This window comes from Leifsonia aquatica (assembly GCF_014190775.1).
Classification (GTDB): Bacteria; Actinomycetota; Actinomycetes; order Actinomycetales; family Microbacteriaceae; genus Leifsonia; species Leifsonia aquatica.
In genome coordinates, this window is sequence record NZ_JACHVP010000005.1 from 47,770 (window position 1) to 74,253 (window position 26,484).

The window sequence follows — 26,484 nt, forward strand, 5'->3', positions numbered from 1 at the left end:
CCCCACACCTCACACACCCGCGGTCGCCGCCTTGTTCTTCCGGCACCGCGCCGCCGACGAGTGAGCGGTCACTCGGAGGCACGGAGCGCCTTCTAGGAATGGGCAGGCTCCAACCGATGGCCGCACCCGCCACAACGCGAGTGCGGTCATCGGCATATCAGCCGCATCCGCATCCGCGCTCGCACCGGCACGCCATTGGAGGATCCCATGCCCGCTCCCCGCAAACTGTCTTCGGTCGCCGGGGAACGTGTGCTCCTCAGAGACATCGTGCGCGATCAGCTGCGCGACGCGATCCTCGATGGCACGTTCGCCCCGGGCGAGCTGCTTCGGGATGCTGAGCTGGCCGAATGGCTGGAAATCTCCCGCACCCCGCTGCGCGAGGCGATCAACGACCTGGCTCGCATCGGCTTGATCGAGACCTCCCCCAACCGTTACACCCGCGTGGCGACCCGGAAGACATCCCGGATCGTGCCGGCGATGCGCACCCTCGCCGTGCTGCACGGCGGCGCCGTCCTGATGGCCGTGCCCCACCTCTCCGCCGAGACGAGCGAGGAACTCCAGCGCAGCTGCACGCACCTGGCCGCCGCCTTTCGTGCCGGCGACGCCGCACGCGTCCGAGACACGTTCATGCCGTTCTTCAGCGCCTTCGCCGACCACACCTCGAACGACGTCTATCGGCATCTGGCGCTGGATGACCTCGACGGCCTCTACTTCCAGGTGCCCATCGAGGAGTTGGTCCGCGCTCTGGATGCGTCCAGCGCTCGTTCCCTCGCCCGTGCGGCGGATGAGCTCGTCGACGCCATCGCACGTGCTGACGCCTCCGCGGCCAGGGACGCCGCCGAAGCGATGCACACCCGGATGGTGCCCGCACTGTGACAGGGGCCGCCGGAGCTGTCCCCCGCCGGAGCCGTCCCCACCGGCGGTAGGGTTTCCCCCATGCCCGCACCCCAGTTCGTCCACCTCGATTGCGACACCGGCATCGACGACGCCCTCACCATCGCCCACCTCCTCGCCCGCCCGCAGGTGCGGCTCGTCGGCGTGAGCACGGTGAGCGGCAACACGACGGCGGAGCAGGCGGCGGCCAACACGCTCGGGCTGCTCGCCCTGGCCGGTGCCGAGGGCATCCCCGTCGCGGTCGGCGAGCACCACCCGCTCGCGGGCGAGTTCCACGGCGGGGCGCCGCACGTCCACGGCGGCAACGGGATCGGCGACATCACCCTCCCGGAGCCCGCGCAGCAGGTCAGCGACCTCACCGGGCCGGAGCTGCTGATCGCGTCGGTGCGCGAGCGGCCCGGCGAGGTGGATGTGCTCGCCATCGGGCCGCTCACCAACCTGGCGAAGGCGCTGGAACTCGAGCCGGAGCTGCCGCGCCTGGTCAAGAGCCTCACCGTCATGGGCGGGGCCGTATGGGTGCCGGGCAACATCACGCCGGCCGCCGAGGCGAACATCCACAACGACCCGGAGGCGGCGGAGGCCGTGTTCGCCGCGGACTGGCGGATCACGCTGGTACCGCTCGACGTCACCTTGCAGCACGGCTTCGACGCGGAGGCCCAGCGGGCACTCGCCGAGGCGGGCACCGACTACCACTCCGCACTCGGGGCGATGCTCGACCGGTACCTCGACTTCTACGCCACGGTCTCGACCGTGCGGCGCGCGGCCCTGCACGATCCGCTCGCGTCGATGATCGTGACCGGCGACAGCATCCCGAGCGAGGTGCGCCCCACGGCCCTCGCCGTGGACACGTCGCGGGAGTCCACCCGGGGCCGCACGACGGCCCTCGACAGCGGCCCGGCGAACATCGACGTCGTCACGGCGGTCGACGGCGACGCGGCTCCGGTGCTCCTGGCGCAGTTGCTCTCGCACGCACCGCGCAGCTGAGATCCGCAGGACCGCTGGTCGGCGGAGCCTGGCGGGCGCATACTCATCAGGGAGCCGGTACTGCTGCCGGCCGGGAGGGACCAACATGCAGACGTCGCGCGACTCGATCCGCCGGATGATCCTCGAGGAGATCGGGGAGTCGGCCCTCGACGGGGTCCCGTCGACGTTCCTCGGCTCGATCGTGACCGGGGTCGCGCTCGCCATCGGCGAGAGCGAGCTCAACTATCTCGGCGCGAGCGCTCAGAAGAAGGGCGAGATCGTGCGGGTGCGTGTCGGCGCCTTCACCAGCGGAACGGTGACGACGATCGATGCGGTCTACTCCCTCCCGACCCGCAACACCGACGTCTCGACGCGCGTGCACCGCCGCGGCGATCTCGAACGGCTCGAGATCTCGGGAGGCGTGCCCTCCCTCGGCAGCGACGACACGGCCGAATGGCCCGGCCGGTTCACGGTGCGGGCGCTCTACCGCGACGGCCTCGAGCTCATCATCCCGATGAGCGAGGCGAACACGCCGCACAAGCGCAGCTCGGTCTGGACGATCTTCACCGCCCTGCGGGAGGACCTCGCCGCACGCTAACCGTCACGGCGACGTGCGGCCCTCGAGCTCCGCGCGGTAGCGGGCGTACTTCGGCGCCCCGACCCGTCGCCAGAAGAACCGGACGGGCGCAGGCAGGTTCTTCTTCTCCCACTCGCCGCCACCGTCGGGCTGCGCGGCGAGGATGGCGCCGAGCATGTTCCAGGACTGGCCCTTGGGCGTGCTGGCGCGGCCGTGCCTGGCGAACCACTCGACCTCGCGCGGCGTGAGCACGCGCTCCATCACGGGAACGATCGTGGCCTCCTCGTCGGGGAGGTGCTCGGCCAGCGCGCCGGTGATCCCGCGGAGCGCCGCGCGGACCGGTTCGGCGGTCGTCGCGGAAGGGGCATCGCGCCACACCGGGAGAGCGGCGTCGAGTGCCGTCAGCTGCACCAGCATCGCGGCATGCTGGCGCCGCATCCGCTCGACGTGCGCCGCGCACGACGGCGCGCGCTCGTCGATGGCCGGCCACAGCCGGGCGTCCTCGCCCTCATGGTGGGCGTGCAGGGACGTGGAGACGAGGGAGAGCTGGGCGGCGACGACCTGCGCGTGCGCGCTGTCGCCGTCGGCCACGCCGTCGACGAGGCCGGTCGCCTCGTCGAAGGAGCGGCGGAACATCCGGTGGATCTCGGCCATGCCACTCGCGTCGCAGGTCGTGGGGCCGTCGAGCGGTGAAGCGCCGGACGACGGCAGAGGGGTCGCTGCCATGGCGGAACTCTACGACTCCGGCGGCCGCCTGCGCGAGGGGATCTTCGCGGTCGCGGGACGGTCAGGGCCGCAGCGGCATCGAGCGGCCGGAGACCACGTTCTTCATGACGAGGGTCGTCTCGAGGCGACCGACGCCCGGGAGGTTGGAGAGGGTCTCGTCGTAGAGCTCCTGGAACGCGGTGAGGTCGCGGCAGACGACGCGCAACAGGTAGTCGGGGTCGCCGAACAGGCGCTGCGCCTGCAGCACCTCGGGCACGTCCGCGACCGCGACCTCGAACGCCTCGATCGTCGCCTTGTCCGTGACGCGCATCGTGGCGAAGAGGAGGGTCTCGAAACCGAAACCGAGCAGCTGCAGGTCGACGTCGGCGTGATAGCCGGAGATGACGCCGTCGGCCTCCAGCGTGCGCAGCCTCCGGTGAGCGGGGGAGGTGCTGAGGTTGACCCGCTCGGCGAGCTCGGTGATGCTGAGGCGCCCGTCCTGCTGCAGCTCGGCAAGAATCTTCCAGTCGATCGCGTCGATCACGATTTTCCTTCCACAGCAGGTCGGTTCAGGTGGGATTTACGGGACCACCTTGCGCGACATCCATCCTAATCTTCCCTCGACACCGTGGTTCGGGAAAGGGGACAGCATGCCGGGATCGGCGATCGTGGCCTTCGGGGGCATCTCGCTCCTCTTCATCCTCACGCCCGGGGCGGACTGGGCGTACGCGATCTCGGGCGGCCTGAAGCGCCGCGTCGTGCCTGCCGTCACCGGCCTCCTCCTCGACCACGTCGTCGTGATCGCGATCGTCGCCGCCGGAGTCGGCGCGGTGATCGCCCGGTTCCCGATGGCCCTCACCGGCCTGACGCTGGTCGGAGCCGCGTACCTGCTGTGGCTGGGCTGGGGCGTCCTGCGCCGGTCGTCGGCTCCGCGCGCCGCGGACGGCGTCGACGACGGCACCGCCCGGAGCTGGCTGGCGCGCGGCTTCGCGGTCAGCGGGCTCAACCCGAAGCTGCTCCTCCTGACTCTCGCCGTGCTCCCGCAGTTCACGTCCGTCGCGGATCCGTGGCCGGTGGGGCTGCAGATCGTCGTGCTCGGGGCGGTGCACGTCGTGAACTGCGCCATCGTCTACTTCGCGGTCGGCTTCGCCGCGAAGCGCGTGCTGTCTGCCCGGCCGGTCGCGGCGCGTGTGGTCGCCCGAGTGTCCGGGTTCGCGATGATCGCCATCGGTGCGTTCCTCGTCGTCGAGCGCGTCGCGCACGTCGTGTCGCCGACGGCGTTCGCCTGACGGCGGTCGCGTGACAGCGGTCGCGTGACGGTCAGGCGCTGACGGCTCCGAGATACTCCTCCCACGTGCCGGTCCCGCGGTCGGCGCCCGGAGCCGCGAGGTTCGCGCCGCTCCGGTAGGCGCGCCCCAGCGCTCCCGGGAGGCCGAACCGCAGATGCGGATGCCTCCGCGCGGGGAGCGAGTCGATCAGGTCCTCCAGCGTGCGCACCTCCGGCCCGGCGAGGTCGGCGACGCGGGCCTGGGGAGGCTGCAGAGCGAGCTCGGCGAGGCGGTGCGCGACGTCCGCGACGGCGACGGGCTCGAGGCGGACGTCCCGCATGACCGGGACGATCGGCAGCCGCGCCATCCCTCCGGCCATCGAGCGCGCGAAGCTGTGGAACTGGGCGGCGCGCAGCACGGTCCACGGCACTCCCGACGCGGCGAGGATGCGTTCCGACGCGGCCTTGCGGCGGAAGTAGCCGATCGGCATGCGGCCGGCGCCGATCACCGAGATGAGGACGACGTGCCCGACGCGCGCGGCGCGGGCGGCCTCCGCGACGTGCCGCGTTCCCTCGTCGTCCCCTTTCGGACCGCCGGCCAGGTGCAGCACGACGTCCGCGCCGGCCATCGCCTCGGCCAGGCCGGTTCCCGCCACGGTGTCGCCGACGAGGTACTGGATGCCGTCGTCCGCCGCGCACGCCCGTTCGGCGGAATCCGCCTCCGGACGCCCGTGGCGGCTCAGGACGCGGATGCGCCGGTCGCCGGCTGCGACCAGCGGGACGACGTGCCGGCCGAGGGTGCCGGTGCCGCCGGTCACGAGGATGGTGCTGGTCATGTTCGCTCCTTCGTCACATCGGGGCAGGATTCCCCGTCTTCTCTCCGAACGGGCGAACGAAGGAGAATGTGACGATGCCGATCGATGAGGATGCCCTGGCCGAGGCCTTCGAACAGCGCCGCCCGCGCCTGCGGGCTGTTGCGACCCGGCTGCTGGGCTCGACGGCGGAGGCCGACGATGTGCTGCAGGACGCCTGGCTGAAGCTCGCCCTCGCCGACACGGACAGCATCCAGAACCTCGACGCCTGGCTGACCACCGTCGTCTCGCGGCTGAGCCTCGACGTGCTCCGCTCCGCCCGCGTCGTGAAGGCCGACCGGTGGAACGTCGAGGCGTGGGAGAGCGTCTCGACGGATGCCGACGCGGACCCCGCCGCGATCGCCGCGGGCAACGAGCGTGTCGCAGTCGCCCTTCTGACTGTGCTCGACCTGCTCTCGCCGACGGAACGGCTCGCGTTCCTGCTGCACGACGTGTTCGGGCAGCCGTTCGACGAGATCGCCCCGCTCGTCGACCGCTCGCCGGCCGCCACCCGGCAGCTGGTGTCGCGGGCGCGGCGGCGCGTGCGTGCCTCCGAACAGGAGCCCCGTGCGGACGGCCGCCGCGGCCGCGCCGTCGTGGACGCCTGGCTGCGCGCGGTGCAGGAGGGCGACCTCGCCGGTCTGCTCGCCCTCCTGGACGAGCACGCCGTCCTCGACGCGGACTACGGCTCGTCGACGGTCCAGCTCGCCGGTGCGGCGGAGATCGCGGACTCGGCACGGACCGCGGCGCACCTGGCGTCGCACTCCCTCCCTGTGCTGATCGGCGGGCGCCCCGGCGTCGCGGCCGTGCTGCACGGCCGTGTCGTCTCGCTGATGGCCTTCGACCTCGGCGCGGACGAGCGGATCGTCGGCCTCGACGTCCTCGCCGACCCGCGCCGCCTCGCCGAGCTGGACCCGGGGGCGCTCGCCGCCGGCCGCTGACCGACCGCTCCCCGAAAGGGGCCCCCTGCCGCTCTTCCACTGGGCGAGCGCGTAGCGTACGCTACCGTCACATCCGGGCCCAGACCCCGCTCGGGAGCACGTCACGATCGCGCAGACCATCGCGCTCGGGTTTCCACCCGCCGAAGGTCACCTCGGCGTGCCCAATCATCAGGCACCAGGGAGCAGAAGGGGTCGAGCATGCGCGCACACGGCGTCCACGTGCTCTGGCAGTACGTCGGCGAGATGCAGATCTCGTACGGCGTGTACGCGTCGCTCGACGAGGCCTCCACGGCCTGGGAGCGCATTCGCGACGACGGCTTCTACATCGGCGGGACGGGGGTCATCAGCGAGTTCCTCTCCGCCGACTTCTCGCCCGGCACGTGGAGCATCGAGTCGTACACCCCGGGCCACGTCCCGCAGGAGACGATGCTCTAGCCCGCATCCAGTCGTCACGACACGCCGTCCGCCACGTCCCTCCGGCGGCGTGTCGTGACAAGTGGATGGGTCAGGCGATCAGCAGCGTCGCCGTGCCGTCCGCGTGGTGCACCTCGACGTCGACGGTGAAGGCGCGCTCGAGCGTCCCGCTCGCGCTCTGCTCCCAGACGGATCCCCACGCGGCGATGAGCGCGTGCGGCATCTCGCCGACGGCCTCGACGGCGACGCGCGGCTCGTCGCCGAGGCGCACGATCGCGAGACCCGCAGGCGCGTCGGCGGGGTCGTCGATGCCGACGCCGCCGACGATCTGCGTGTAGGCGCCATCCTGGTCGGACTCGTAGTCGAAGAGCACGGCGTACAAGGCATCGCCGCGGCGGGCGGCAAGCCCGAGCAGGCCGACGTCGGCGCTCGTCCGCTGCCACACCCCGGGGATGAGCCCCTGGTCGGTGGCCTCGGCGGCGTTGGTGGTGCGGATGGCGTGTCCCGCGACGAAGGCGGGGAGGGGCGACGAACTCACGTGCGAAAGCATAGGGCGACGGTGCCGACTGCCACGTTTGCGAAAGAGATTTCGAAAAGCAAGGGAGCCTGAAGTGCTCATGGGATTGCGCGATCAGCACGGCATTTCCGAAAAGTTCCGAAAAGCATTGCGAAAGCATTCGACGTCCCGCTAGCCTCCTGGAGAATCCATTCCCCCTCTGGAGAGGTCTGTGCAGTGACGCACCCACCTAAGCGATCCCCCATCCGCGGCCTCGTCGCCGCCTCGACCGCCCTCGCGCTCTCTGTGGCCGGCCTACTGTCGGCTCCGGTCGCACAGGCCGCCAACAGCGATCTCGGGTACCCGACCTTCACCGGCTCGGCCAACCCCGTTCCCGACACCGGCGTGACCTACGACCCGCACAACGAGCTCGGCGCCATCTTCGACGCCGACGTCGCGAAGGGAGCGGGCAGCGATCCGTCGAAGGACTTCTGGTTCGACACGATGCTCGCCCGCACCGGGACGACCGGCTCGTTCGGCGACAACAACCAGTGGCTGTTCTCGCGCGGGCGGGCCGTGTTCATGAAGGACCACGACCCGGCCGTGCTCGGCTTCGGCGGCCAGGTCGCCTACTGGGAGTCGATCGACAACCGCGGCGCATACGCGATCACCGCGAACGTCGGCGGCACCCCGGTGACGCTCACGGAGAAGACGGCGCAGCGCAAGCAGACGCCGAGCTACTGGCGCAGCGTGTTCGGCACCAGCGACTCCTCGCTGACCGTGACCGAGACGAAGTTCATCACCGACGCCAACGTGGCGGTGACGGAGGTGGAGCTGAGCAGCACCGCAGGCGCGAAGAACGTCACTCTGACCGCGGCCTCCCCGTACGCCACGACCGCGGAGGGCACCGAGCTCACGGGAGTGGTCAGCGCCTTCAACAACCTGACCACGATCTACCCGCGGTTCTCAGGCGACGGGTTCGCTCCGACCGCTGACGGCAAACTGACGGCGACCATCGCCGTTCCGGCCGGCGGCAGCGCGACGACCAAGGTGCAGCTCGGCTTCGTGACCCCGGAGATCGCGGAGTCGCGCACCGATTACGACGCGTACCGCGCCGCCACCCCGCAGGCGGCCTACACGACCCACGTCACGGCCTACAACAAGTGGTGGGCCGACAACGTGCCGTACCTCGACACCCCCGAAGACAACATCGACAAGACGCTGTTCTACCGGTGGTGGCTGATGCGCTTCAACTACCTCGACGCCAACATGCCGGGCAACACGTTCCAGTTCCCGACCTCCGTGGAGGGAGCGCTGGGCTACAACAACGCCATCGTGCTCACCGCGGGCATGTTCCTCGATGACCTCAAGTACCTCCGCAACCCGGCCTACTCCTACGGCACCTGGGTGTCCGCGGGCGAGACGGCCAAGAGCGCGAAGTACGTCGACAATCCGGGCGACCCGGCCAACTGGTCGAACAGCTACACGCAGTACATCTCCGAGGCGGCCTGGCGCTCCTACGAGCTGCACGGCGGCCCGACCCCGATCGCCGAGAACCTCGGCACCTACGCCGCCAACGACGTGACCGGTCTCATCGCGGCCTACGACACGAACAAGGACGGCCTGATCGACTACAACTGGGCCGCCATGACGGGCAACGACGCCGACGCCGTGTCGTTCGACGAGCGTCCCGGCGCCTCCATGGACCGCACCGAGAACGCGTACCTGTACTCGAACGCCCTCGCCGCCGCCAGCGCCTTCCGCCAGGCGGGCGACACCGCGAACGCCGCGAAGATGGACACCTTCGCCGCGAACATCAAGGCGAAGGTGCTCGACCTGCTGTGGGACCCGGACGACAAGCTCTTCAAGCACCGCTTCACCAGCGACGGGAAGCTGGCGAAGTGGAAGGAGACGAACAACTACTACCCGTTCACCGTCGGCCTGGTGCCCAAGCCGGGCGACGCCGACTACACGCAGGACTACACGGACGCCCTGCGGCTTTTCGCCGATGACGCGCAGTACCCGATCTTCCCGTTCTTCACCGCCAATCAGGCGGACAAGAAGGAGGCGGCCGCGGCCGGCTTCCCGGGCAGCAACAACTTCTCCGTCATCAACTCGACCGTGCTGTTCAGGATGTTCTCGTCCGTGCTGCGCAACTACCCGACCGACGCCATCACGGCCGAGTCGTACAAGAAGCTCCTCTACTGGAACGCCTGGGCGCACTACCAGAACGGCGGCGACAACCGCCTCCCGGACCAGAACGAGTTCTGGGCGGACGGCACGGCCGACCCGCAGAACATCGGCTACCGGTCGTGGATCCACCACACGATCCTGGGCGCGACCAACTTCACGATGATCGAGGACACCATGGGCCTCCGTCAGCGCGACGACGCGAAGATCGAGCTCGACCCGATCGACATCCAGTGGGACCACTTCACCGCGAACAACATCCGGTACCGCGACAAGGACCTCACCATCACGTGGGATCAGCCCGGCGGCACCCGTTACTACGGCTCCGCGGTCCCCGAGGGCTACTCGGTGTTCCTCGACGGCAAGCTGGCCTTCACGGTCGACAAGCTGTCCCACGTCGTCTACGACCCCGCCACGGGGAAGGTGACCGTGCCGAGCGGCGTGAACGTGCTCACTGCCAACACCGATTCGGTGCAGGCCCCCGCCGAGGTGACCTTCGCGGCCACCGACCGCGTCGTCGACCTGTTCGCGAAGGCCGGCGCCAACATCGACCCGGCCAGCCAGAGCTCGGACAACCTCGCGGCCGGCGCCGCGGTCACCGCCTCGTTCTCGGCCGCCGGCCGTGGCCCGGCGGGAGCCGTCGACGGCACGACCATCAACGAGCCCTTCTGGGGCACGGCCGGTTCGCCGAACGCGACGGACTGGATGGAGGTCGACCTCGGCGCGCCGAAGACGATCGACGACGCCCGCGTGTACTTCTACCAGTCGTCGTCCTCCGCGACGGTCGCGGGCTACTCCGAGCCGCAGTCGTTCACGGTGCAGTACCTGGACGGCGCGGACTGGAAGCCGGTGCCGGCGCAGGCGCGCTCGCCGCAGTACCCGCAGGCGAACTACAACAACATCCAGTTCCCGGCGATCACGGCCCAGAAGATCCGGGTGCAGGTGACGCATGCGTCCGGAGCCAAGACCGGCGTCAAGGAGGTGCAGGTCTACGACACGGGTATCGCCGCACCGGCCTCGACCAACGCGGCCCCCTTCGTGGACGCGTACCGGCAGCAGGGCGCGGCGATCCCGGGCCAGGCGACCCTGGTCGGCACGGTCAAGGACGACGGCCTCCCCGGCGCCGGGGTGACTTCGGCCTGGTCGGTCGTGAGCGCCCCGGAGGGAGGCCAGGCGATCTTCGAGAACGCGGCCGCCGCCTCCACCAAGGTGCGGTTCACCGCGGCCGGCGACTACGTGCTCCGGCTCACGGCGAGCGACGGCGAGCTCTCGTCCGCCAAGGATCTGACGGTCACCGGTGACGTCGCCTCGGGCGGCGTGAACATCGCCCCGACCGGCAAGCCGACGGCCTCCTCCACCGCGAGCTGGAACAACGTCAACGCGGTCAACGACGGCGACGTGCTCTACTCCGGAGGCGCCCAGACGCAGCTCTGGGGCACCTGGTCCGGCACCCGCCCGGCCACCCAGTGGCTGCAGTACGACTGGACCAGCCCGGTCCGCGTCGACAAGGCCTCGGTGGCGTTCTGGTACGACACCCCCTCGACCACCGCGGGCGACGGCGTCGCCGTGCCGAAGTCGTGGAAAGTGCAGTACTGGGACGGCTCCGCGTGGGTCGACGTGCCGAACCCGGACGCCTATCCGGTGAAGCGGGATGCCACCAACACGGTGAACTTCGACCCGGTGACGACCACCAAGCTGCGTGCCACCTTCACGGCCGCGACCAACGGCTCCACCAATGCGGCCATCGGTGTGAGCGAGTGGGAGGTGTACGCGGAGGCCCCGGTCTCCATCGACCCGATCGACGCGCGCACCAGCGTCGGCACGCTGCCGGCCCTGCCCGCGACCGTGCAGGCGGTCTACGCGGACGGCTCGCGCCAGGCCCTCCCGGTCAGCTGGTCCCCGGTGACGGCCGATCAGGTCGCCGCCGAGGGCAGCTTCCCGGTCGCCGGCATCGTCGACGGCTCGCCCCTCCCGGCCACGGCCACGGTCTGGGTGCGCGCCACGCCTCCCGGTCAGATCACGACCGTCTCCCCGGTCGCCGTCAGCACGCGGGCCGGCGTGAAGCCGGTGCTCCCGTCGACCGTCACCGTGCAGTACAACGACGGCTCGAAGCAGAGCGGCATCGCCGTGAGCTGGGCCGCCGTCGACGCGTCGCAGTACGCGACGGCGGGCACCTTCACGGTGGCGGGTACGGTCGCTGGCTCTCCGCAGGACGCGGTCGCGACCGTCACGGTCACCGCGGCGCCCACGGAGGACAAGACCAAGCCGACCGTCTCCCTCGCCACCGACCCGGCTGCCCCTGGCTCCGGCTGGTACACGGGGAACGTCTCGGTGACGGTCTCGGCGCAGGACGACACCGATCCCAGCCCGACGGTGGAGGCGAACGTCGACGCCGCCGGGTGGAAGCCCTACACCGCCGCGATCGCCGTCTCGGGCGACGGCTCGCACACGGTGCAGGCACGGGCGACCGACGCCGCGGGCAACGTCTCGATCGTCGCCTCGGCGACCCTCAAGATCGACACCGCGGCGCCGGTCGTCACTCCGGTGGCCAACGCGTCCGAGCGCACGGTCAAGGCCACGGCGAGCGACACCGGATCCGGTGTGAAGAGCGTCGAGTACCGGGTCGGCGACACCGGCGCCTGGCAGCCGTACACCCGGACCGTGGTGGTCGGGCTCGACGCGACGAGCGTGTTCCTGCGGTCGACCGACGTCGCAGGCAACGTCTCGGCCGAGAGCCGGGTCGACGTCCCGAAGGACGACGGCACCGCGCACCGGAACGTCGCGCTGCTGGCGACCCCGTCCGCGTCGTACACGGCGGCGTGGAACGCGGTCGGCGGCCTGAACGACGACGTCGCCCCCACGACGTCGGGCGACGTGACGCCGAGCGACAACGCGAACGTCTGGGGCGCCTGGCCGCAGGTGAGCGCGCAGTGGACCGAGTACGACTGGAGCACTCCGGTCACCGTCGGCGAGGTCCGCGCCTACTTCGTGTCCAACCTGGATGGGAACGGCGTCGGCATCGACCTGCCGAAGGCGTGGGCGCTGCAGTACTGGGACGACCAGGCGAGCGCCTGGGCCGATGTCACCGGCGCCTCCGCGTACGGGACGAAGGCGGACCAGTTCAACTCCGTCACGTTCGCGCCGGTCACCACGACCAAGCTGCGGATGAACCTCACCCCGGTGGGCACGACGGAGACGATCGGCAGCGTCGGCGTCAAGGAGTGGCAGGTGTGGGAGGCGACCGCCGAGGTCCCCGACACGCAGGCTCCCGTCGTGACGACGGGCACCTCCCCGGCGACGCCGGCCTCCGGCTGGCACACCGGTGACGTGACGGTCACCGCCTCCGCTCTCGACGACCACGACGGCGCCCCGGCGCTCGAGTACCGCGTCGGCGACGGAGCCTGGGCGGCCTACACCGCACCGGTCGTCGTGAAGACGGACGGCGCCTCCACCGTGTCGTTCCGGGCGACGGATGCGGCGGGCAACCGGTCCGAGCCGGTCTCCGTCGAGGTCAAGCGCGACAGCGCGGGGCCGGAGGTCTCGGCCAGCGCCGACGCGACGGCCCGCACCGCGACCATCGCCGCGACCGACGTCGCCTCCGGTGTGGCCGCGATCGAGTACCGGATCGACGGGGGAGTGTGGACGCCCTACACGGCCGCCCTCGCGTTCGGTGCCGACAAGGTGACGATCGAGTACCGCGCGACCGACGTCGCCGGCAACGTGAGCGCCGTGGGGAAGACGGAGGTCGGGGCCGCCTCGACCACGCCGCCCACGACGCCCCCGACCGACGGTCCCGGAAGCGGGTCCGGCACGGTCACCGGCAAGGAGGTCGTGCACCTCGGCTCGACCCGCGTGGCGCCCGGCGGCCAGCTCGCCGTCACCGTCACCGGGGGAGCCGCGGGCGCGGTCTTCCAGGTCGAGCTGCACTCCGACCCGATCGTGCTCGGCACCCTGACGATCGGCCAGGACGGCACCGGGACCGCGCTGTTCACCATCCCGGCGTCCGTGCCCTCGGGGACCCACGAGGTGTGGGTCACCCTGAACGGCACGACCTACCGGGCGACGCTGATCGTCGCGGCCCCCGGGGCCACCGTGGACGAGGCGCTCGCCTCGACCGGCAGCACGGCCGTCCCGGTGGCGCCCGGCGCGCTGGGAGCCGCCGCCATCCTGCTCGGAGCGCTGGCGCTGGCCGCGACGGTGATCATCCGCCGCCGCCGTCTCGGAGCCGGCCGCCCGGAGTAGCGCAAGACCGCACGAGGGGTCGCGATCCAGCGCACCGGCCACGCCGGAGCGACGGGTCGCGGCCCCTCTGCGCGTCCCTGTACCGTGACTGTCATGCCGACCCGCACGATCCCCGAGCCCCCGCGCCCGGTCACCCGGCCGGCGTGGCGGCGCGCGCTGCGGCAGCCGCTCGTCTGGGCGGCGGTCGGCGCGGTCGTCGCCGTCCCGTGCTTCATCGCCGGGATCGGCGTCGAGCTCGTGCCCTTCCTCGTCACCCTGGCGACGGGGTGGCTCGTGGGGGTGTCGATCACACGGGCCGCGCGACGGGTGCGGCCGGTCGGCCGATCGCTCGCGGTGCAGGCCGTCGTGGCGGTCGTGCCGTCCCTGGCACTGATCGCCGTCGTCGCGAGCGGCGGCGACCTCCTGTCCGGGACGCCTGCGCCGTTCGGCGACCTGCTCGCTTTCTGCTGGCTGGCCGCGGTCCCTGCACTCGCCTGGACGTGGCTGGACCTGATCGGCCGCGTCGGCGCGACGATCGGCCCGCGCGCCTCCCGCCCGTCGCGCGCTGCGGCCTCCCTCGCCGACTGGGATCACGACGGCGGCCGGTGGACGCTGCGCTTCCGCGCCGTCCCTGCGCGCATGCGGACCCTCGTCTGGGCGATCGTCGGGACCGTGGTCCCGCTCGGGATCCTCACGGCGGTCGTCCTCGTCGTCCTCGATCCGCTCGTCCTGGCGCTCGGAGCCCGCTTCGCGATCGTCTTCGTCGGGGTGCTGCTCGCGCTGCCGGCGTGCGGCGTCCTCTACCGCTCGTTCCGGTCCCGGACGGTCGACTGCATGCTGGAGGTGGACGGACGGGAGCTGCGCGTCGACGCGGGTGAGCGCTCGGTGATCGTCGCTCTCGCGTCGATCCAGCGCCTCCGCTGGCGGACCGACAGCGAGTACGCGCGTGTCGTCGTGGCCACCCGCGACGGGGTGCAGCTGTCCCTCCTGGCCGGGATGGCCTCCTCCGCGCCGGATGCTCCCGTCGGGCTGGCGCCGCTGCCCGGTCCCGTCATCGCCGCAGTGCGCGCGGCCGGCCTGAGTGCAGCGGTGTCGCGCACGCGGCCCGGGACGATCACGCTCACCCGGGAGGGCTGAGTCGGCGCGGCTACACGGCGCCCAGTGTCGACCCGCGCACCACGAGGCGGCAGGCGACCGTGTGCGTACCGCTCGCGGTGCGGCCGTCGATCGCCTCGCCGAGGAGCCGGGCGGCGGTGCGGCCGAGCTCCTGGAGGTTCGAGTCGACCGTGGTGAGCTGCGGCCGGGACTGGGTGACGAGCAGCTCCCAGTTGTCGTGGCCGATCACGGAGATGTCATTCGGGACATGCCGCCCCAGCTCCCGCAACGCATCGAGCACACCGCGCGCGACCTGGTCGGAGCCGCAGACGATGCCGTCGACCTCCGGGTGCCGGGCGAGCAGGGAGCGCGCACCCGCTCGTCCCCAGATCTCGCTCCACTCGCCGTAGAGGGCCTCGCCGCCCACGAGGTCGAGCCCGTGCTCGCGCAGCGCCGCCCGCGCCCCGGCGACGCGCTCGCCGGCGGCCGTGAACGCCGGATCGCCCGAGAGGTAGGCGATGCGCGTGCGGCCGCAGGCCACCAGGTGCTCGGCCGCCATCCGCCCCGCACTCACGTTGTCGTTGACGGCGGACATGTCTCGCGGATCGCTGGAGGGCGCGTAGGCGTAGACCACAGGGACGGGGATGCTGCCGGCGAGCGGAACGCGCGGGTTCGTGGTGTCGCCGACGACGATCAGCCCGTCCACGCGCCGGGAGAGCAGAGCCCGGATGTGGTGCTGCTCCCGGATGGCGTCGCCCCGCGCATCGCACAGGAAGACCGACACGCTGCCGGCGCCGAACGCGTCCTCCGCGCCCATGAGCACCGGGATGGAGAACCGCCCCTCGAGGTCGTTCGTCAGCAGTCCGACGGTGCCGGTGCGCCCGGCGAGCAGCCCCTGCGCGAGGGAGTTCGGCGTGAACTTCAGCCGGTCGGCGGCCTCCTGCACGCGCTGCCTGGTCGCGCGGCTGACGTCCGCGCGTCCGTTCAGGGCCTTCGAGACGGTCGCGATCGAGACGCCCGCGAGCGCGCCGATCTCCTTCAGCGTGGCGGGACGCGCTGGATGCCGGTCGCCGTGCGCGCCGGGTTCGTCGCGGGAGGGCGTGGAGTCGTCGAGCATGGGGCCTCCCCGTCGCGCCGATCCGTCCTCGCGCGGATCCGTCCTCGCCATGATAGGTCGGGAGGAGGCTCGCGCCCCTCACCCCAGGTGCAGCACGATCCCGGTGAGTCCGTGCAGCACGCTCGCGACGCCCGCCGAGACCGCGTCGGATGCGCGGGCAGGCGTGACGGAGGAGGCGAAGCTGTCGCCATCGGTGCTGATGCCGGTGCCGCGGAAGCTGGCGCCGTTCCACACGACCGAGGTCGCGTTGCCGGTCGGCTCGGGCAGCTCGGCGCCCACGACGAGGAACTGCTGGTGCAGACTCTGCGCGGTGATCAGCGAGAACACGTCGACCACCCCGGCCCCGGCGCCGACGATCAGGTCGGGCGACTTCTCGATCGCGCGCAGGAGCTGCGTGTGGACCTCGTCGTCGCCGGTCGCGGTCAGCGTCGTGAGCTCCACCTCCCGCTGCTCGGCCCACCGGGTAACCCCGGTCGCGAGGGTCGAGGTCGCGTCGTCGTCGCCCGCCGTGATGAGCACGACCTCGTAGCCGGCGGGAGGCTCGACCCCGCTCCAGGACCCGGGCTCCGGGTCGATCGTGGCCTCGGGGGTGGGTGTCGCGACGCTCCCCAGGAACCCGGCCCCCAGCGGCCGCAGCGAGGGGTCCGGCGTCGCGCCCGGCGTCCCGGCCGGGGCGGGCACGGCCGGCGCACACCCCGAGAGGGTCAGCGCGGCGACCACGCACAGAGCGGTGGCGAGCAGCGGGACGGAGGGGATCCGGGACACGCTCCGACGCTCGCCGATGCGCGGGGCGACCCGATGACTCCGCAGCGCCGGGCAGGTGAACGGGACGGAAACACTCGGTCCTGCACGGTCGCCGGCGGCCCATCGCGTTCCCGGCCGTTCCCGTCCCGGTCCCGTCGCGTTCACCCGCCTCGGACACCGTGTCGGGGTGATCCGCAGCCGCCGACCCCGCCAGAACCCCGCCCGCCCCCTCCGCCCGCGAGGCCGTTCCGCCTCCCTCGCCGTCGCCGCGCTCGCTGCGGCCGTCGCGGGGGTGCTCCTGCCGGCCACGGCGGCGAGCGCGCACGGTTTCTCGTCGGTGGTCTACGTGGATGCGAAGGCGGCCCCCGACGGCGGGGTGCGAACGACGCTCGACCTCGAGTACGACCTGCTCGTCGTGTCCGCCGCCGAGAAGGAGAAGGACCAGGGCCTCTTCGACCAAGGGATGGACCTCTTCCAGACCGGGGAGGAGGCCACCGCGATGAACGCCCACGCCGACACGGTGGTCGCCTACGTCACCGACCGGTTCACCGTGAGCGCCGCCGGCGAGGCGTGCACGCCCTCCCGCGTGGGCGACATCACCGTGCACGAACGGGACGCGGTGCCATACGCGACGCTCGTACTCGACTTCGCCTGCGCCGACACCGGCCATGCGACGGGCCACGAGCTCCGGAGCGGGTTGTTCCCCGACTCGGAGGACTACGTCAGGGACACCAAGACGATCGTCACCTACGACCTCGACGGGAAGGACGGCAGCGCCGCGCTCGACGCCGCCCACCCGTCGTTCTCGACCGAGCAGACCGGGGGAGAGCGGTTCGGCGAGTTCTTCCTCCTCGGCGCCGAGCACCTCCTCGGCGGTATCGACCACATCCTGTTCCTCCTGGCGCTCATCGTGGGCTCGCGGCGGCTGCGGGATGTCGTGCTCGCCGCGACGACCTTCACCGTCGCGCACTCGATCACCTTCCTGCTCGCCGCCCTCGGTTTCGTCACGGTGCCGGCCGCGGTCGTCGAGCCGGTCATCGCGCTCTCGATCGCCGTCGTCGCGGCCTGGTACCTCTGGACGGTCCGGGGCCGCGTCACGATGTCGCCGGCCGAGCTGGCCATCGACGTGCGGCCGACCTCCTCCGGCCCGCTCGGACTCGACCGCGCCGACTGGCTGCGGCTGGCCGTGGTGTTCCTCTTCGGCCTCGTGCACGGGCTCGGCTTCGCGAGCGCCCTCGGCATCGACGAGCCGTGGTCGTGGACGCTGCTGTGGTCTCTGCTGATCTTCAACGTCGGCATCGAGGCGGTGCAGCTCGGGATCATCGCGGTGGTCTTCCCGCTGCTCGTCCTGCTGCGCAAGCGCGCCCCCCGCGTCGGACTCTGGGTCGGGATCGCGGTCGCGGCGGTGGTCACCGCGGTCGCGCTGTTCTGGTTCGTCGGCCGCGTGCTGGGCCTCGAATGGGGGTGACCTTCCGCTGGCGTCCACCCGTTGAACTCTGTGAATTCACTCAGGATTCACTGACGCCCGAGACGGTGGAAGCCGCGTCCGCGCGTCCGCGGACATCTCACTGAGAAAGGCATCGGACTCCATGTCGAGTGACGACACCAGACGGGCCGCCAAGCCCGGTCACCGCACCACAACCCGCCTCGCCGCCGCAGCCGTCTGCGTCGGCGTGATGCTCGGAGGGGGCGCGATCGCCGCCCCCGCCGCCTTCGCCGCCTCCACCAACCAGACGGACATCGTCCTGGGCGTCGGCGCGGACCAATCGCAGCGCAACTTCTCCTGGTACTCCGCGGCCGACGTCGCCCAGGTCGTGCAGGTCGGCTACGCCTCCGAGGTCGTCGGCGGCGCGTTCCCGCAGGTCGTGAAGAGCATCCCCGCAACGGGCGGCCTCACCACCAGCAACGAGTACAACCGCTTCGCCACCGTGACCGGGCTCAAGGAGAACACCTCCTACGTGTACCGCGTCGGCACCGAGGGCGACTGGTCGGCGACGTACACGTTCCGCACCCAGAAGTTCAGCGGCGACTTCAACTTCCTGTTCTTCGGCGACCCGCAGATCGGTTCGTCGGGCAACGTCACGAACGACGCGGCCGGCTGGGTCGACACCCTCAACGTCGCGACCTCCGCCTACCCGAACGCCGAGATGCTCTTCTCGGCCGGCGACCAGGTGGAGACGGCGAACAACGAGACCCAGTACGAGGCGTTCCTGCAGTCGGACAAGCTGCGCCAGATCCCGTTCGTCGCCACCAACGGCAACCACGACGTCGGCTCCAAGGCGTACGAGCAGCACTTCAACACCCCGAACGTCGACCGCACCGCGGGCGCGGGCACCGGGACCGGCTCGGGCGGCGACTACTGGTTCATCTACAAGGACACGCTGTTCCTCGACATCAACTCGAACAGCCGCGACGCCTCCCACATCGCGTGGATGCAGAAGGTCGTCGCCGAGCAGGGCGCCAAGGCGAAGTGGAAGGTCCTCGCCTTCCACCACTCGATCTACTCGCCCGGCCCGCACGCCACCGACAGCGACGTGCTCGACCGCCGCAACGTCCTCCCCACCGCCATCTCGGACCTGGGCATCGACCTCGTCTTGCAGGGGCACGACCACAGCTACGCCCGCAGCTACCTCATCCACAACGGTGAGAAGGCCAACGCCGACGAGCAGGCCGGCGCCGACCAGGTGGTCGCCGGTCCCGGCGGCGTGCTCTACGTGACGGCCAACTCGGCGTCCGGGTCGAAGTACTACGACCTGCAGAACAAGGGCTTCTGGTGGCTGTCGGTCCAGAACCAGGAGAAGGTCCGCAACTACAGCGCGATCGACATCACCAGCAGCGCGATCACGGTGAAGACCCTCCGCAGCCAGGCCAACGGCACCGACAAGCCGGTGAACAGCATCGTCGACCAGGTCACCCTGACCCGCGAGACGAAGCCCGACACCGACTCGCAGCAGCTGCAGGTCACCGTGCCGCAGGCCGCGCCGGGCGAGTTCGTCTGGAACGTCGACGGAACCAACGGCCTCGTCAACCTCGGCCAGGCCGTCGAGGCGGGCGACCACTACGCCGCGGTCGGCTCGATCAACCCGATCCGCGTGACCGACACCCGCACCGCCGGCCCGCAGTGGTCGCTCTCGGCCCAGGTGAGCGACTTCACCTCCGGCGCGAAGTCCTTCTCGGGCAAGTACCTCGGCTGGACGCCGTCGGTCACCGAGGCAGGAGGCGACGCCAAGGCGGGAGACCGCGTGCAGTCCGGGTTCTCGGGCGGCGACGGCCTCTCGAAGTCGTCCACCCTCGGTTCGGCCGGGGCCGGCCACGCCAAGGGCTCGGCCAAGCTCGGCGCCGCTCTGGACCTCAACATCCCGATCGACGTCACCGACGGCACCTACCAGGCGACCCTGACGCTCACCGCGCTCAGCTAGCCGACCCGCTCCACCGCCCGGGGCGGGTGCGCGTCAGCGCCCGTCCCGGGTCCACCAGACTCCCACCGCTCCCCAGGATGGTCATGAACGCTCGTTCCTCCCGCACCGCGCCCAGAGGCGCGCGGCTCCTCGCCGGCCTGCTGCCGGCCCTCCTCGTCTCCGCCGTCCTCGCCGTCGGCGGGGTGTCCGCTCCCGCTCTGGCCGCGGACGGCGACGTCACCTGGGGCGTGCGCACCGCCTCCAACGCCAACGGCGCCGACCGCCAGAACTTCGCCTACCGCGTCGAGCCGGGCAAGCAGGTGTCCGACGCCCTGGTCGTGAGCAACCACGCCGCGACCCCGCTCGAGCTCGACGTCTACGCCGCCGACGGCTTCACCACGACGAGCGGCCAGCTCGACCTCGTGACGCAGGACACGAAGTCCGTCGCCGTCGGCGCCTGGACGGCGCTGCCGAGCGGCCGCGTCACGGTCGCGCCCGGCGCCTCGGTCGAGGTTCCCTTCACGGTCAGCATCCCGGCGGACGCCACTCCCGGCGACTACGCCGGAGGCCTCCTGACCTCGCTGCCGCACACCACCCAGGAGAGCGGCATCAGCGTCGACCGCCGCCTGGGCATCCGGATGCACGTGCGCGTCGAGGGTGCTCTCGCCCCGGCGATCGCGGTGGAGAAGATGCACGTCGACTATTCGGGATCGTTCAACCCGTTCGGTGCCGGATCCGCCACGGTCTCGTACACGGTTCACAACACCGGCAACGTGCGGCTCTCGGCCGGGCAGACGGTCGCGCTCGCGGGACCTTTCGGCTGGTTCCCCGTCGACACCGGCGAGGTCGCCGCCGTGCCGGAGCTGCTCCCCGGCGAATCGTGGACGGTGTCCGTGCCGGTCGACGGCGTCGTGCCGGCCTTCTGGCTGACGGCGAAGGCCGCGCTCAGCCCCAAGCTTCCGGCCGTCACGGGGTCCACCCCGGGCGTCGACGGCGTCGCGGCCGAGGCCGGAGCGCTCGCGGTGCCGTGGGCGCTGCTGGTGCTGGTGCTGCTGGTGGCCGCCGCGGTCGTGGCCGCGGTGCTGGTGCTGCGCCGTCGTGGGAAGGCGAGGGCAGAACGCGAGGACGCGCGGGTCAAGAAGGCCGTCGAGGAGGCGCTCCGCGACGCGGATGCGGATGCCTCGGAGCCGGAGCCGGTCGCCTGACAACCTGGTCGACGCAACACGCCGTCCCCACCGGGGTGGGAACGGCGTGTTGCGTCGGATGGATCGCTAGTGCGCGACCACCGGTTCGGGTGCGTCGGGCGCACCGGCCGGGTCGGCCGGGGCCGCGGCGGCCGCAGCGGCGGCAAGCGTGACACTCCGGCGGCGGTAGAGGAACGCGGTGAGCACGGCGCCGAAGGCGAAGAACGCCGCGCCCCACCAGTACGCCGTGGCGTAGCTGTGCACGGCCGCCTCGGCGGCGACGGACGCCGACGGCGGCAGGTGCGACGCGACGTAGTCGGTGGCCGCGGTGGCCGCGAGCGTGTTGAGCAGCGCGGTGCCGATCGACCCGCCCACCTGCTGGCTCGTGTTGACCATCGCCGAGGCGACGCCGGCGAACCGGCGGTCGACGCCGAGCGTCGCGGTCTGGATCGCGGCGGGCATGATCGAGCCCATCCCGACGCCGAGGATCATCAGCGGTGGCAGGAGGTCGGCGGCGTAGTTCGCGGTGACGCCGAGGTGGGTCAGGTAGACCATGCCGGTCGCGGCGATGGTCATGCCGATCGGCACCATGAGCTTCGGTCCGAAGCGCGGCACGAAGATGTTGGTCGAGAGCTGCGCGGCGGTGACGAGCATCACGATCATCGGCAGGAAGGCGAGGCCGGTCTGGATGGGCGTGAACTTCAGGGTGGCCTGCAGGTAGTAGGTCACGAAGAGGAAGATGCCGAACATCCCGGCGCCCGCGATGAGGATCGCGCTGTACGAGGCGCCGCGGTTGCGGTTGATCACGATGGAGAGCGGCAGCAGCGGGTGGGCGGCGCGGCGCTGCCAGAGCACGAACGCGACCAGGAGCACCCCGGCCGCCGCGAGGAAGCCCCACGAGAGGGGCGAGTCCCAGCCGTCGGACTCGGCGTTGGAGAAGCCGTAGACCAGCGAGAACAGGGCGCCGGAGACGAGGATGGTGCCGGGCACGTCGAGCTTCGGGCGCGGGCCGCTGCGGGCGATGGAGGTCACGAAGATCGTGGCCCCGACGACCGCCACGATCGCGATCACGACGTTGATGTAGAGGTTCCAGCGCCAGTCGAACTGCTCGGTGAGCACGCCGCCGAGCAGGAGGCCGACCGCGCCTCCCGCACCCGCGATCGCGCCGAAGATGCCGAACGCGCGCGCCCGCTCCTTCGGCACGGTGAAGGTGGTGGTCAGCACGGCCAGGGCTGTCGGGGCGAGCAGGGCCCCGAACGCGCCCTGCAGGGCGCGGGCGCCGACGAGCATCCCGAAGGAGTCCGCTGCGCCGCCGAGGGCGGACGCACCGGCGAAGCCGATGAGGCCGATGATGAAGGCGCGCTTGCGGCCGATGAGGTCGGAGAGGCGGCCGCCGAAGAGCAGGAGGCTGCCGAAGGCGAGGGAGTAGGCGGTGACGATCCACTGGCGGTCGGCGTTCGAGAAGCCGAGGTCGGCCTGCGCGGAGGGCAGGGCGATGTTCACGACGGTCGAGTCGAGCACGACCATGAGCTGCGCGAGGGCGACGGTGACGAGCGTCCACCAGCGGCGGGTCGAGGGCGCCGCCGCGTCGGGTGCGGCGCTCGAGGGGGAGGGGTTTGTCTGCGGCATGCGGGCCAGCATATACGAAACTATCCAGTTCCGGATCTAATCTGTTCAGAAATTCATCTACACTGGAGGAGATGGACACCTCAGCACCCGCCCCGGCGACGAAGCTCGGGCGCAAACGGGACCACACCCGCGACCCCGAGATCCTCGACGCCGCCCTCGACGTGCTGTCCGAGACCGGATACGACCGCATGACCATCGACATGGTCGCCGCGCGCGCGAAGGCCGGCAAGGCGACCCTCTACCGCCGGTGGGCGTCCAAGGCCGACCTCGTCATCGACGCGGTCGCCTGCATGAAGAAGGGCGACATCGACTTCGACGCGCTGCCCGACACCGGCACCCTCCGCGGCGACCTGGTCGCGATGATGAAGCCGCACACCATCGTCGACGCCGAGAAGAAGCTCCAGATCATGGCGGGCCTGGTCTCGATGCTCGCCAAGGACCCGGGGCTGGCCGACACGGTCAACGCCGCGATCGTCGAGCCCCGCGCCTCCGTCAACCGCATCTTCCTGCGGCGCGCGGTCGAGCGCGGCGAGATCCCCGCCGACGCCGACATCGACAAGCTCGCGCTCCTGGCGCCCGCGATGGCGTCCTACCGGGTGCTCATCCTGCGCAAGCCCGTGGACCGGGAGTTCCTGCTCTCGATCATGGACGACATCCTGCTGCCGGCCGTGGGGATCAGGCGCACGTCCACGCCACGATGAGGCTGAGCGCCCCGAGCACGGTCGTGATCGTCCGTGTCTGGAGCGAGACGGGCGACGTCCAGGTGCCGTAGTTCGCGGTGACGGTCACGGTGCTGGTGCCCAGCAGGGTCAGCGTCGCACCGGTCACACTGCCCGAGGTCGCCGGCGCCGCCACCGTCGTGCTGCCGGAGCCCGCGCTGCCGCTCCACGCGATCGTGTAGCTCTGCGGCGTCAGGGCGTTGCCGCCGGTCGGGGCCGCGGTCCAGGTGATCGGGATGTTCGCGGCGAGCAGGCCGCCCGCCGACCCGCAGGAGACGGTCGGCACCGCGCCGAGCACGCCCGCGTTCGCCGTGCCGGTGACGTAGGCGGAGCGCGACCAGCCCGCCTGCGCGGGCGAGCCTCCGGAGACCCCGAGCACGCCCGCGGCGAGCAGGACGAGCGCGCTCGCGGCGACGGTGCGCAGCACCCCCCTCACGGTGTGCGCTCCGGGTGCCGGTGCCGCCGCGACCCGGCGACGCCGGCGATCGTAGCCCCGGCGACCACGGCGCCACCGGCCAGCAGAGGCGGGAGCAGGGGCGGGGCCGAGCCCGTCGCGGCCAGGGCGACCGGGGGAGCCGATGCCCGGGTGTCGTCGCCCGAGGTCCAGGCCCACACCTCCAGGTCGGCCGAGCCGGCGGAGGCGACGGTGCCGCCGGGCTGCAGCGTCACGTCGACGGCCAGCCAGCGCGGTTCGGCGGAAGGCATCCCCGCGATGCTGACGACGCCGGAGGGAGCAGGAGGCGCGCCCGCCGCGACTCCGGGGCCGGTCAGCAGTCCGGCCAGGGAGGTGGTGGCGATGACCGCCTGCGCCGTTCCGGGGCAGGCGTCGCCCGACCAGCGGACGGTGCACGAGCGCACGGCCACGTCGAGTGCGGAGGTGAGCGGGCCGGTCGACGAGAGCCCGAGGCCCACGGTCACGGGCCGGGGAGTGGAGGCGGCGACGCCGACCTCCCAGCGCACCGGGACGCCCGGACGCAGTTCTGCGAACGCGGCGGGATCGGCGATGGAGGTCAGGGTGAGGGAGCGGCCGGCGGAGACCGTCTCGTCGGCGCGGGCCGGTGCGGGGGAGGCGAGGACGAGGGCGGAGGCGCCACCCGCGGCCACCAGCAGCACGAAAGCGGACCCGCCCGCGCGCGGCGAGACGTGGCCGGCGCGCGCCTCCCTGCGCTCCCCGCGTCCGCGGCGGCCGTCTCGTCGGTCCCGGTCGCCGTCCCGCGGCCAGAAGGCCCACGCCACGAGCACGGTCGCCGCGAGGGTGGCGCTGCCGAGGAACAGCGGATTGGAGAAGAAGGCGATCACCTGCGCGCCGCCGGGCACGCTGGCGATCACCAGGCGCACGTGCGCGACGTCGTAAGGGGCCGGGTCGGTCTCGGCGTTGGCGTCGCCGCGCAGCACGAGCTCGACCCGCCCGTCGGCAAGCGGCTGAGCCGAGACGACGCGGTGCGTGATCGGGAGCGCGCCCGGCCGGTCGACGGTCACGACGTCGCCGACCCGCGCCTCGCTCGCGGGGATCTCGCGCACCAGCGCGACCGCCCCGGCGGGGATGGTCGGACTCATCGACCCGGTGCTGAACAGGATGAGCGTGAGGTGGAGGACGGCTGCGGCGATGGCCCCGAGGATGCAGAGAGCACCGGCGATCGACGCGACCGTGAGCAGCACATCGCCGGCCCGGGAGGCGGCGCGTTTCGCGGTGCGCCGGTCCGGTGCGGCCGCGGCATGGGCGGCGGGAGGCTCGACGGTGTGGCGGCCGGCAGCGACGCCGGTCTCCTCGCGGATGCTCATCCCGCCTCCCTCTGCTCCGGTCGTCAGTTCGACGTGGTGACGAACTGCCAGGTGGCGGTCGTCGTCTTGCCCTGCAACGAGTTGGGGGCGCCTGCCGGGAGGGTGACCTCGAAGCAGAAGCCGGTCGCGGCGCCGGGCGCGGTGCTGGTCGCGGCGGCCAGCGGGTTGGTGACGCCGGTCTCCTGACCGGCGGTGAGGGCGCGGGTGGTCGCCGCGGCGCCGACCACGAACGAGGGGGTGCCGGTGAAGGCCGCGGCGTTGCAGGTGCCGGTGGTGCGCACGACGCGGTAGACGAGTGCGGCGCCCAGCGTCGCGGCGTCCGTGCCGCCGAGCACGGCGCCGTTGAGCACGGCCGTGCCCGCGACGGAGTTGGCGGTCGTCTGGATGAGCACGGGGAAGTACGCGGAGACGCCCGGGGCGAACGGTCCCGCGACGGTGACGGTGGCCCCGGGGGAGACCGAGTTGTCGGCGTACGCGCCGCCGTTGACGCTGGACTGGGCGTTGAACACCGAGGTCTGGAACGAGCCGGTCGCGAACTCCCGGTCGGTCCAGCTGGCGAGGGTCACGGCCGCCCCCACCCCGAGCACGAGGCCCGAGGCGAGCACCGCCCGCAGCCGGAGGGCCCGAACTCCCCGGCTGCGGTACGGCCGCCCCTCACGCATGGGATTACTGGCTCGCCGCCTGGAACTGCCAGGTGGCGGTGCCGGTCTGCCCCTGCGCGAGACCCGCTCCTCCGGTGACCTTGAAGCACAGGAAGACGGGGGCCCCCGCCGCGCCTCCCGTGCCCTGGCTCAGGGGGAACGTGGTCGAACCGGGAACCGTGGTGAGTGCCGTCCCCGCGGGGACGAGGTCGGTGCCCGTCGTGCTCGCCGTGCAGCCGAACGTCGTCGTCTGCAGCAGCTCGTAGGTGAGATTGGTCACGGTCCCCGTCGTCGCCGCGCTCGAGACGGTGACGACGGCGGGGTTGGTGGTGTTCGCCGCCAGCTCGACGGCGAACGGAGCGGCGGTGACCGCCCCCGGCGACAGCGTGGCGGCGTTGACCGTGAAGGCGAGCGCGGCCGGCGAGCCCGCCGTCGCGTGATCCGTGTAGGTCGTGCCGTCGGTGCTGCCGACGAGGTTGAAGGTGCCCGCCGTGAAGGTGCCCCGGGCGAACTCGGAGTCGTTCCAGGCGGCGAGCGTCACGGCGGCCCCGGCGCCGAGCACGAGCCCGGCGGCCAGCACGGCCTTCAGCTTGCGGGCCCGCCTGGGGGCGGGCGCCACGTGTGTCTCAGTCATCGACTTCTCCTTTCTCAGGCCG

At 71.9% G+C, this 26,484-nt stretch carries 23 protein-coding genes; 12 read left to right on the plus strand and 11 right to left on the minus strand.

Going from position 1 to position 26,484, the window contains the following annotated elements; genetic code table 11:
- Window positions 1-249: 249 nt before the first annotated feature.
- The 3 genes from FHX33_RS18465 to FHX33_RS18475 all read left to right on the plus strand — a co-directional run bounded on the left by FHX33_RS18465 (window position 250) and on the right by FHX33_RS18475 (window position 2,455).
- Window positions 250-876, plus strand: a complete 627-nt coding sequence (locus FHX33_RS18465; protein ID WP_021765064.1) for a GntR family transcriptional regulator — start codon at window positions 250-252, stop codon at window positions 874-876.
- A 60-nt stretch (window positions 877-936) separates the two neighbouring features.
- Window positions 937-1,878, plus strand: a complete 942-nt coding sequence (locus FHX33_RS18470) for a nucleoside hydrolase (RefSeq protein WP_021765065.1) — start codon at window positions 937-939, stop codon at window positions 1,876-1,878.
- A gap of 85 nt (window positions 1,879-1,963) precedes the next feature.
- Window positions 1,964-2,455 carry a hypothetical protein gene (locus FHX33_RS18475; protein ID WP_021765066.1) on the plus strand — a complete coding sequence of 164 codons (492 nt, stop codon included), beginning with the start codon at window positions 1,964-1,966 and terminating at the stop codon, window positions 2,453-2,455.
- 3 nt (window positions 2,456-2,458) lie between these two features.
- On the opposite strand, the gene FHX33_RS18480 is transcribed toward FHX33_RS18475, so the two are convergent.
- Window positions 2,459-3,160 carry a hemerythrin domain-containing protein gene (locus FHX33_RS18480; RefSeq protein ID WP_039923743.1) on the minus strand — a complete coding sequence of 234 codons (702 nt, stop codon included), beginning with the start codon at window positions 3,158-3,160 and terminating at the stop codon, window positions 2,459-2,461.
- 61 nt (window positions 3,161-3,221) lie between these two features.
- Window positions 3,222-3,683, minus strand: coding sequence for an Lrp/AsnC family transcriptional regulator (locus FHX33_RS18485; protein ID WP_021765068.1), 462 nt, complete (start codon window positions 3,681-3,683; stop codon window positions 3,222-3,224).
- A gap of 106 nt (window positions 3,684-3,789) precedes the next feature.
- On the opposite strand from FHX33_RS18485, the gene FHX33_RS18490 reads away from it, so the two are divergent.
- Window positions 3,790-4,428 carry a LysE family translocator gene (locus FHX33_RS18490; protein ID WP_021765069.1) on the plus strand — a complete coding sequence of 213 codons (639 nt, stop codon included), beginning with the start codon at window positions 3,790-3,792 and terminating at the stop codon, window positions 4,426-4,428.
- A 31-nt stretch (window positions 4,429-4,459) separates the two neighbouring features.
- On the opposite strand, the gene FHX33_RS18495 is transcribed toward FHX33_RS18490, so the two are convergent.
- Window positions 4,460-5,242 carry an SDR family oxidoreductase gene (locus tag FHX33_RS18495; RefSeq protein WP_021765070.1) on the minus strand — a complete coding sequence of 261 codons (783 nt, stop codon included), beginning with the start codon at window positions 5,240-5,242 and terminating at the stop codon, window positions 4,460-4,462.
- Window positions 5,243-5,316: 74 nt separating this feature from the next.
- Between FHX33_RS18495 and FHX33_RS18500 the strand changes: the two genes are divergently transcribed.
- Window positions 5,317-6,198 (plus strand): sigma-70 family RNA polymerase sigma factor, encoded by an 882-nt coding sequence (locus FHX33_RS18500; RefSeq protein ID WP_183428839.1) that lies wholly within the window; start codon window positions 5,317-5,319, stop codon window positions 6,196-6,198.
- 198 nt (window positions 6,199-6,396) lie between these two features.
- Window positions 6,397-6,633: a hypothetical protein gene (locus FHX33_RS18505; RefSeq protein WP_021762904.1), complete on the plus strand. Its 237-nt coding sequence runs from the start codon at window positions 6,397-6,399 to the stop codon at window positions 6,631-6,633.
- A 70-nt stretch (window positions 6,634-6,703) separates the two neighbouring features.
- On the opposite strand, the gene FHX33_RS18510 is transcribed toward FHX33_RS18505, so the two are convergent.
- Complete coding sequence (locus tag FHX33_RS18510; RefSeq protein ID WP_039922142.1) at window positions 6,704-7,150, minus strand: GyrI-like domain-containing protein; 447 nt, start codon at window positions 7,148-7,150, stop codon at window positions 6,704-6,706.
- 195 nt (window positions 7,151-7,345) lie between these two features.
- On the opposite strand from FHX33_RS18510, the gene FHX33_RS18515 reads away from it, so the two are divergent.
- Window positions 7,346-13,540 (plus strand): OmpL47-type beta-barrel domain-containing protein, encoded by a 6,195-nt coding sequence (locus tag FHX33_RS18515; protein WP_051336962.1) that lies wholly within the window; start codon window positions 7,346-7,348, stop codon window positions 13,538-13,540.
- 93 nt (window positions 13,541-13,633) lie between these two features.
- Complete coding sequence (locus FHX33_RS18520; RefSeq protein ID WP_183428840.1) at window positions 13,634-14,656, plus strand: hypothetical protein; 1,023 nt, start codon at window positions 13,634-13,636, stop codon at window positions 14,654-14,656.
- 10 nt (window positions 14,657-14,666) lie between these two features.
- On the opposite strand, the gene FHX33_RS18525 is transcribed toward FHX33_RS18520, so the two are convergent.
- Both FHX33_RS18525 and FHX33_RS18530 read right to left on the minus strand, forming a co-directional pair.
- Window positions 14,667-15,731 (minus strand): LacI family DNA-binding transcriptional regulator, encoded by a 1,065-nt coding sequence (locus FHX33_RS18525; protein WP_183428841.1) that lies wholly within the window; start codon window positions 15,729-15,731, stop codon window positions 14,667-14,669.
- 78 nt (window positions 15,732-15,809) lie between these two features.
- A complete protein-coding gene (locus FHX33_RS18530; protein ID WP_183428842.1) occupies window positions 15,810-16,496 on the minus strand; it encodes an RAD23 family protein in 687 nt (228 codons plus the stop codon).
- A 166-nt stretch (window positions 16,497-16,662) separates the two neighbouring features.
- On the opposite strand from FHX33_RS18530, the gene FHX33_RS18535 reads away from it, so the two are divergent.
- The 3 genes from FHX33_RS18535 (at window position 16,663) to FHX33_RS18545 (ending at window position 21,078) form a co-directional block, all read left to right on the plus strand.
- The gene (locus FHX33_RS18535; RefSeq protein WP_338092051.1) at window positions 16,663-17,943 is read left to right on the plus strand and encodes a HupE/UreJ family protein; all 1,281 of its coding nucleotides are present in this window, start codon (window positions 16,663-16,665) and stop codon (window positions 17,941-17,943) included.
- Window positions 17,944-18,064: 121 nt separating this feature from the next.
- Window positions 18,065-19,894: a purple acid phosphatase family protein gene (locus FHX33_RS18540; protein WP_039922398.1), complete on the plus strand. Its 1,830-nt coding sequence runs from the start codon at window positions 18,065-18,067 to the stop codon at window positions 19,892-19,894.
- A gap of 83 nt (window positions 19,895-19,977) precedes the next feature.
- Window positions 19,978-21,078, plus strand: a complete 1,101-nt coding sequence (locus FHX33_RS18545) for a WxL protein peptidoglycan domain-containing protein (RefSeq protein WP_183428843.1) — start codon at window positions 19,978-19,980, stop codon at window positions 21,076-21,078.
- Between the two features lie 66 nt (window positions 21,079-21,144).
- Here the strand turns inward: FHX33_RS18545 and FHX33_RS18550 are convergent, their stop codons facing one another.
- Window positions 21,145-22,686 carry an MFS transporter gene (locus FHX33_RS18550; protein ID WP_179701368.1) on the minus strand — a complete coding sequence of 514 codons (1,542 nt, stop codon included), beginning with the start codon at window positions 22,684-22,686 and terminating at the stop codon, window positions 21,145-21,147.
- A 71-nt stretch (window positions 22,687-22,757) separates the two neighbouring features.
- Here FHX33_RS18550 and FHX33_RS18555 point away from each other — a divergent pair, with 71 nt between their 5' ends.
- Window positions 22,758-23,387 (plus strand): TetR/AcrR family transcriptional regulator, encoded by a 630-nt coding sequence (locus tag FHX33_RS18555; protein ID WP_021764684.1) that lies wholly within the window; start codon window positions 22,758-22,760, stop codon window positions 23,385-23,387.
- Here FHX33_RS18555 and FHX33_RS18560 read toward each other — a convergent pair.
- From FHX33_RS18560 to FHX33_RS18575, 4 genes are read right to left on the minus strand one after another with little or no spacing between them, the layout of a single operon-like run.
- Window positions 23,362-23,832 (minus strand): hypothetical protein, encoded by a 471-nt coding sequence (locus tag FHX33_RS18560; RefSeq protein WP_183428844.1) that lies wholly within the window; start codon window positions 23,830-23,832, stop codon window positions 23,362-23,364. The genes FHX33_RS18555 and FHX33_RS18560 overlap by 26 nt on opposite strands.
- 5 nt (window positions 23,833-23,837) lie before the next feature.
- Window positions 23,838-25,187: a S24/S26 family peptidase gene (locus FHX33_RS18565; protein WP_183428845.1), complete on the minus strand. Its 1,350-nt coding sequence runs from the start codon at window positions 25,185-25,187 to the stop codon at window positions 23,838-23,840.
- 23 nt (window positions 25,188-25,210) lie between these two features.
- Window positions 25,211-25,849, minus strand: a complete 639-nt coding sequence (locus FHX33_RS18570) for a SipW-dependent-type signal peptide-containing protein (protein ID WP_021762876.1) — start codon at window positions 25,847-25,849, stop codon at window positions 25,211-25,213.
- 4 nt (window positions 25,850-25,853) lie between these two features.
- Window positions 25,854-26,462, minus strand: a complete 609-nt coding sequence (locus FHX33_RS18575; protein ID WP_021762875.1) for a SipW-dependent-type signal peptide-containing protein — start codon at window positions 26,460-26,462, stop codon at window positions 25,854-25,856.
- Window positions 26,463-26,484 lie beyond the last annotated feature (22 nt).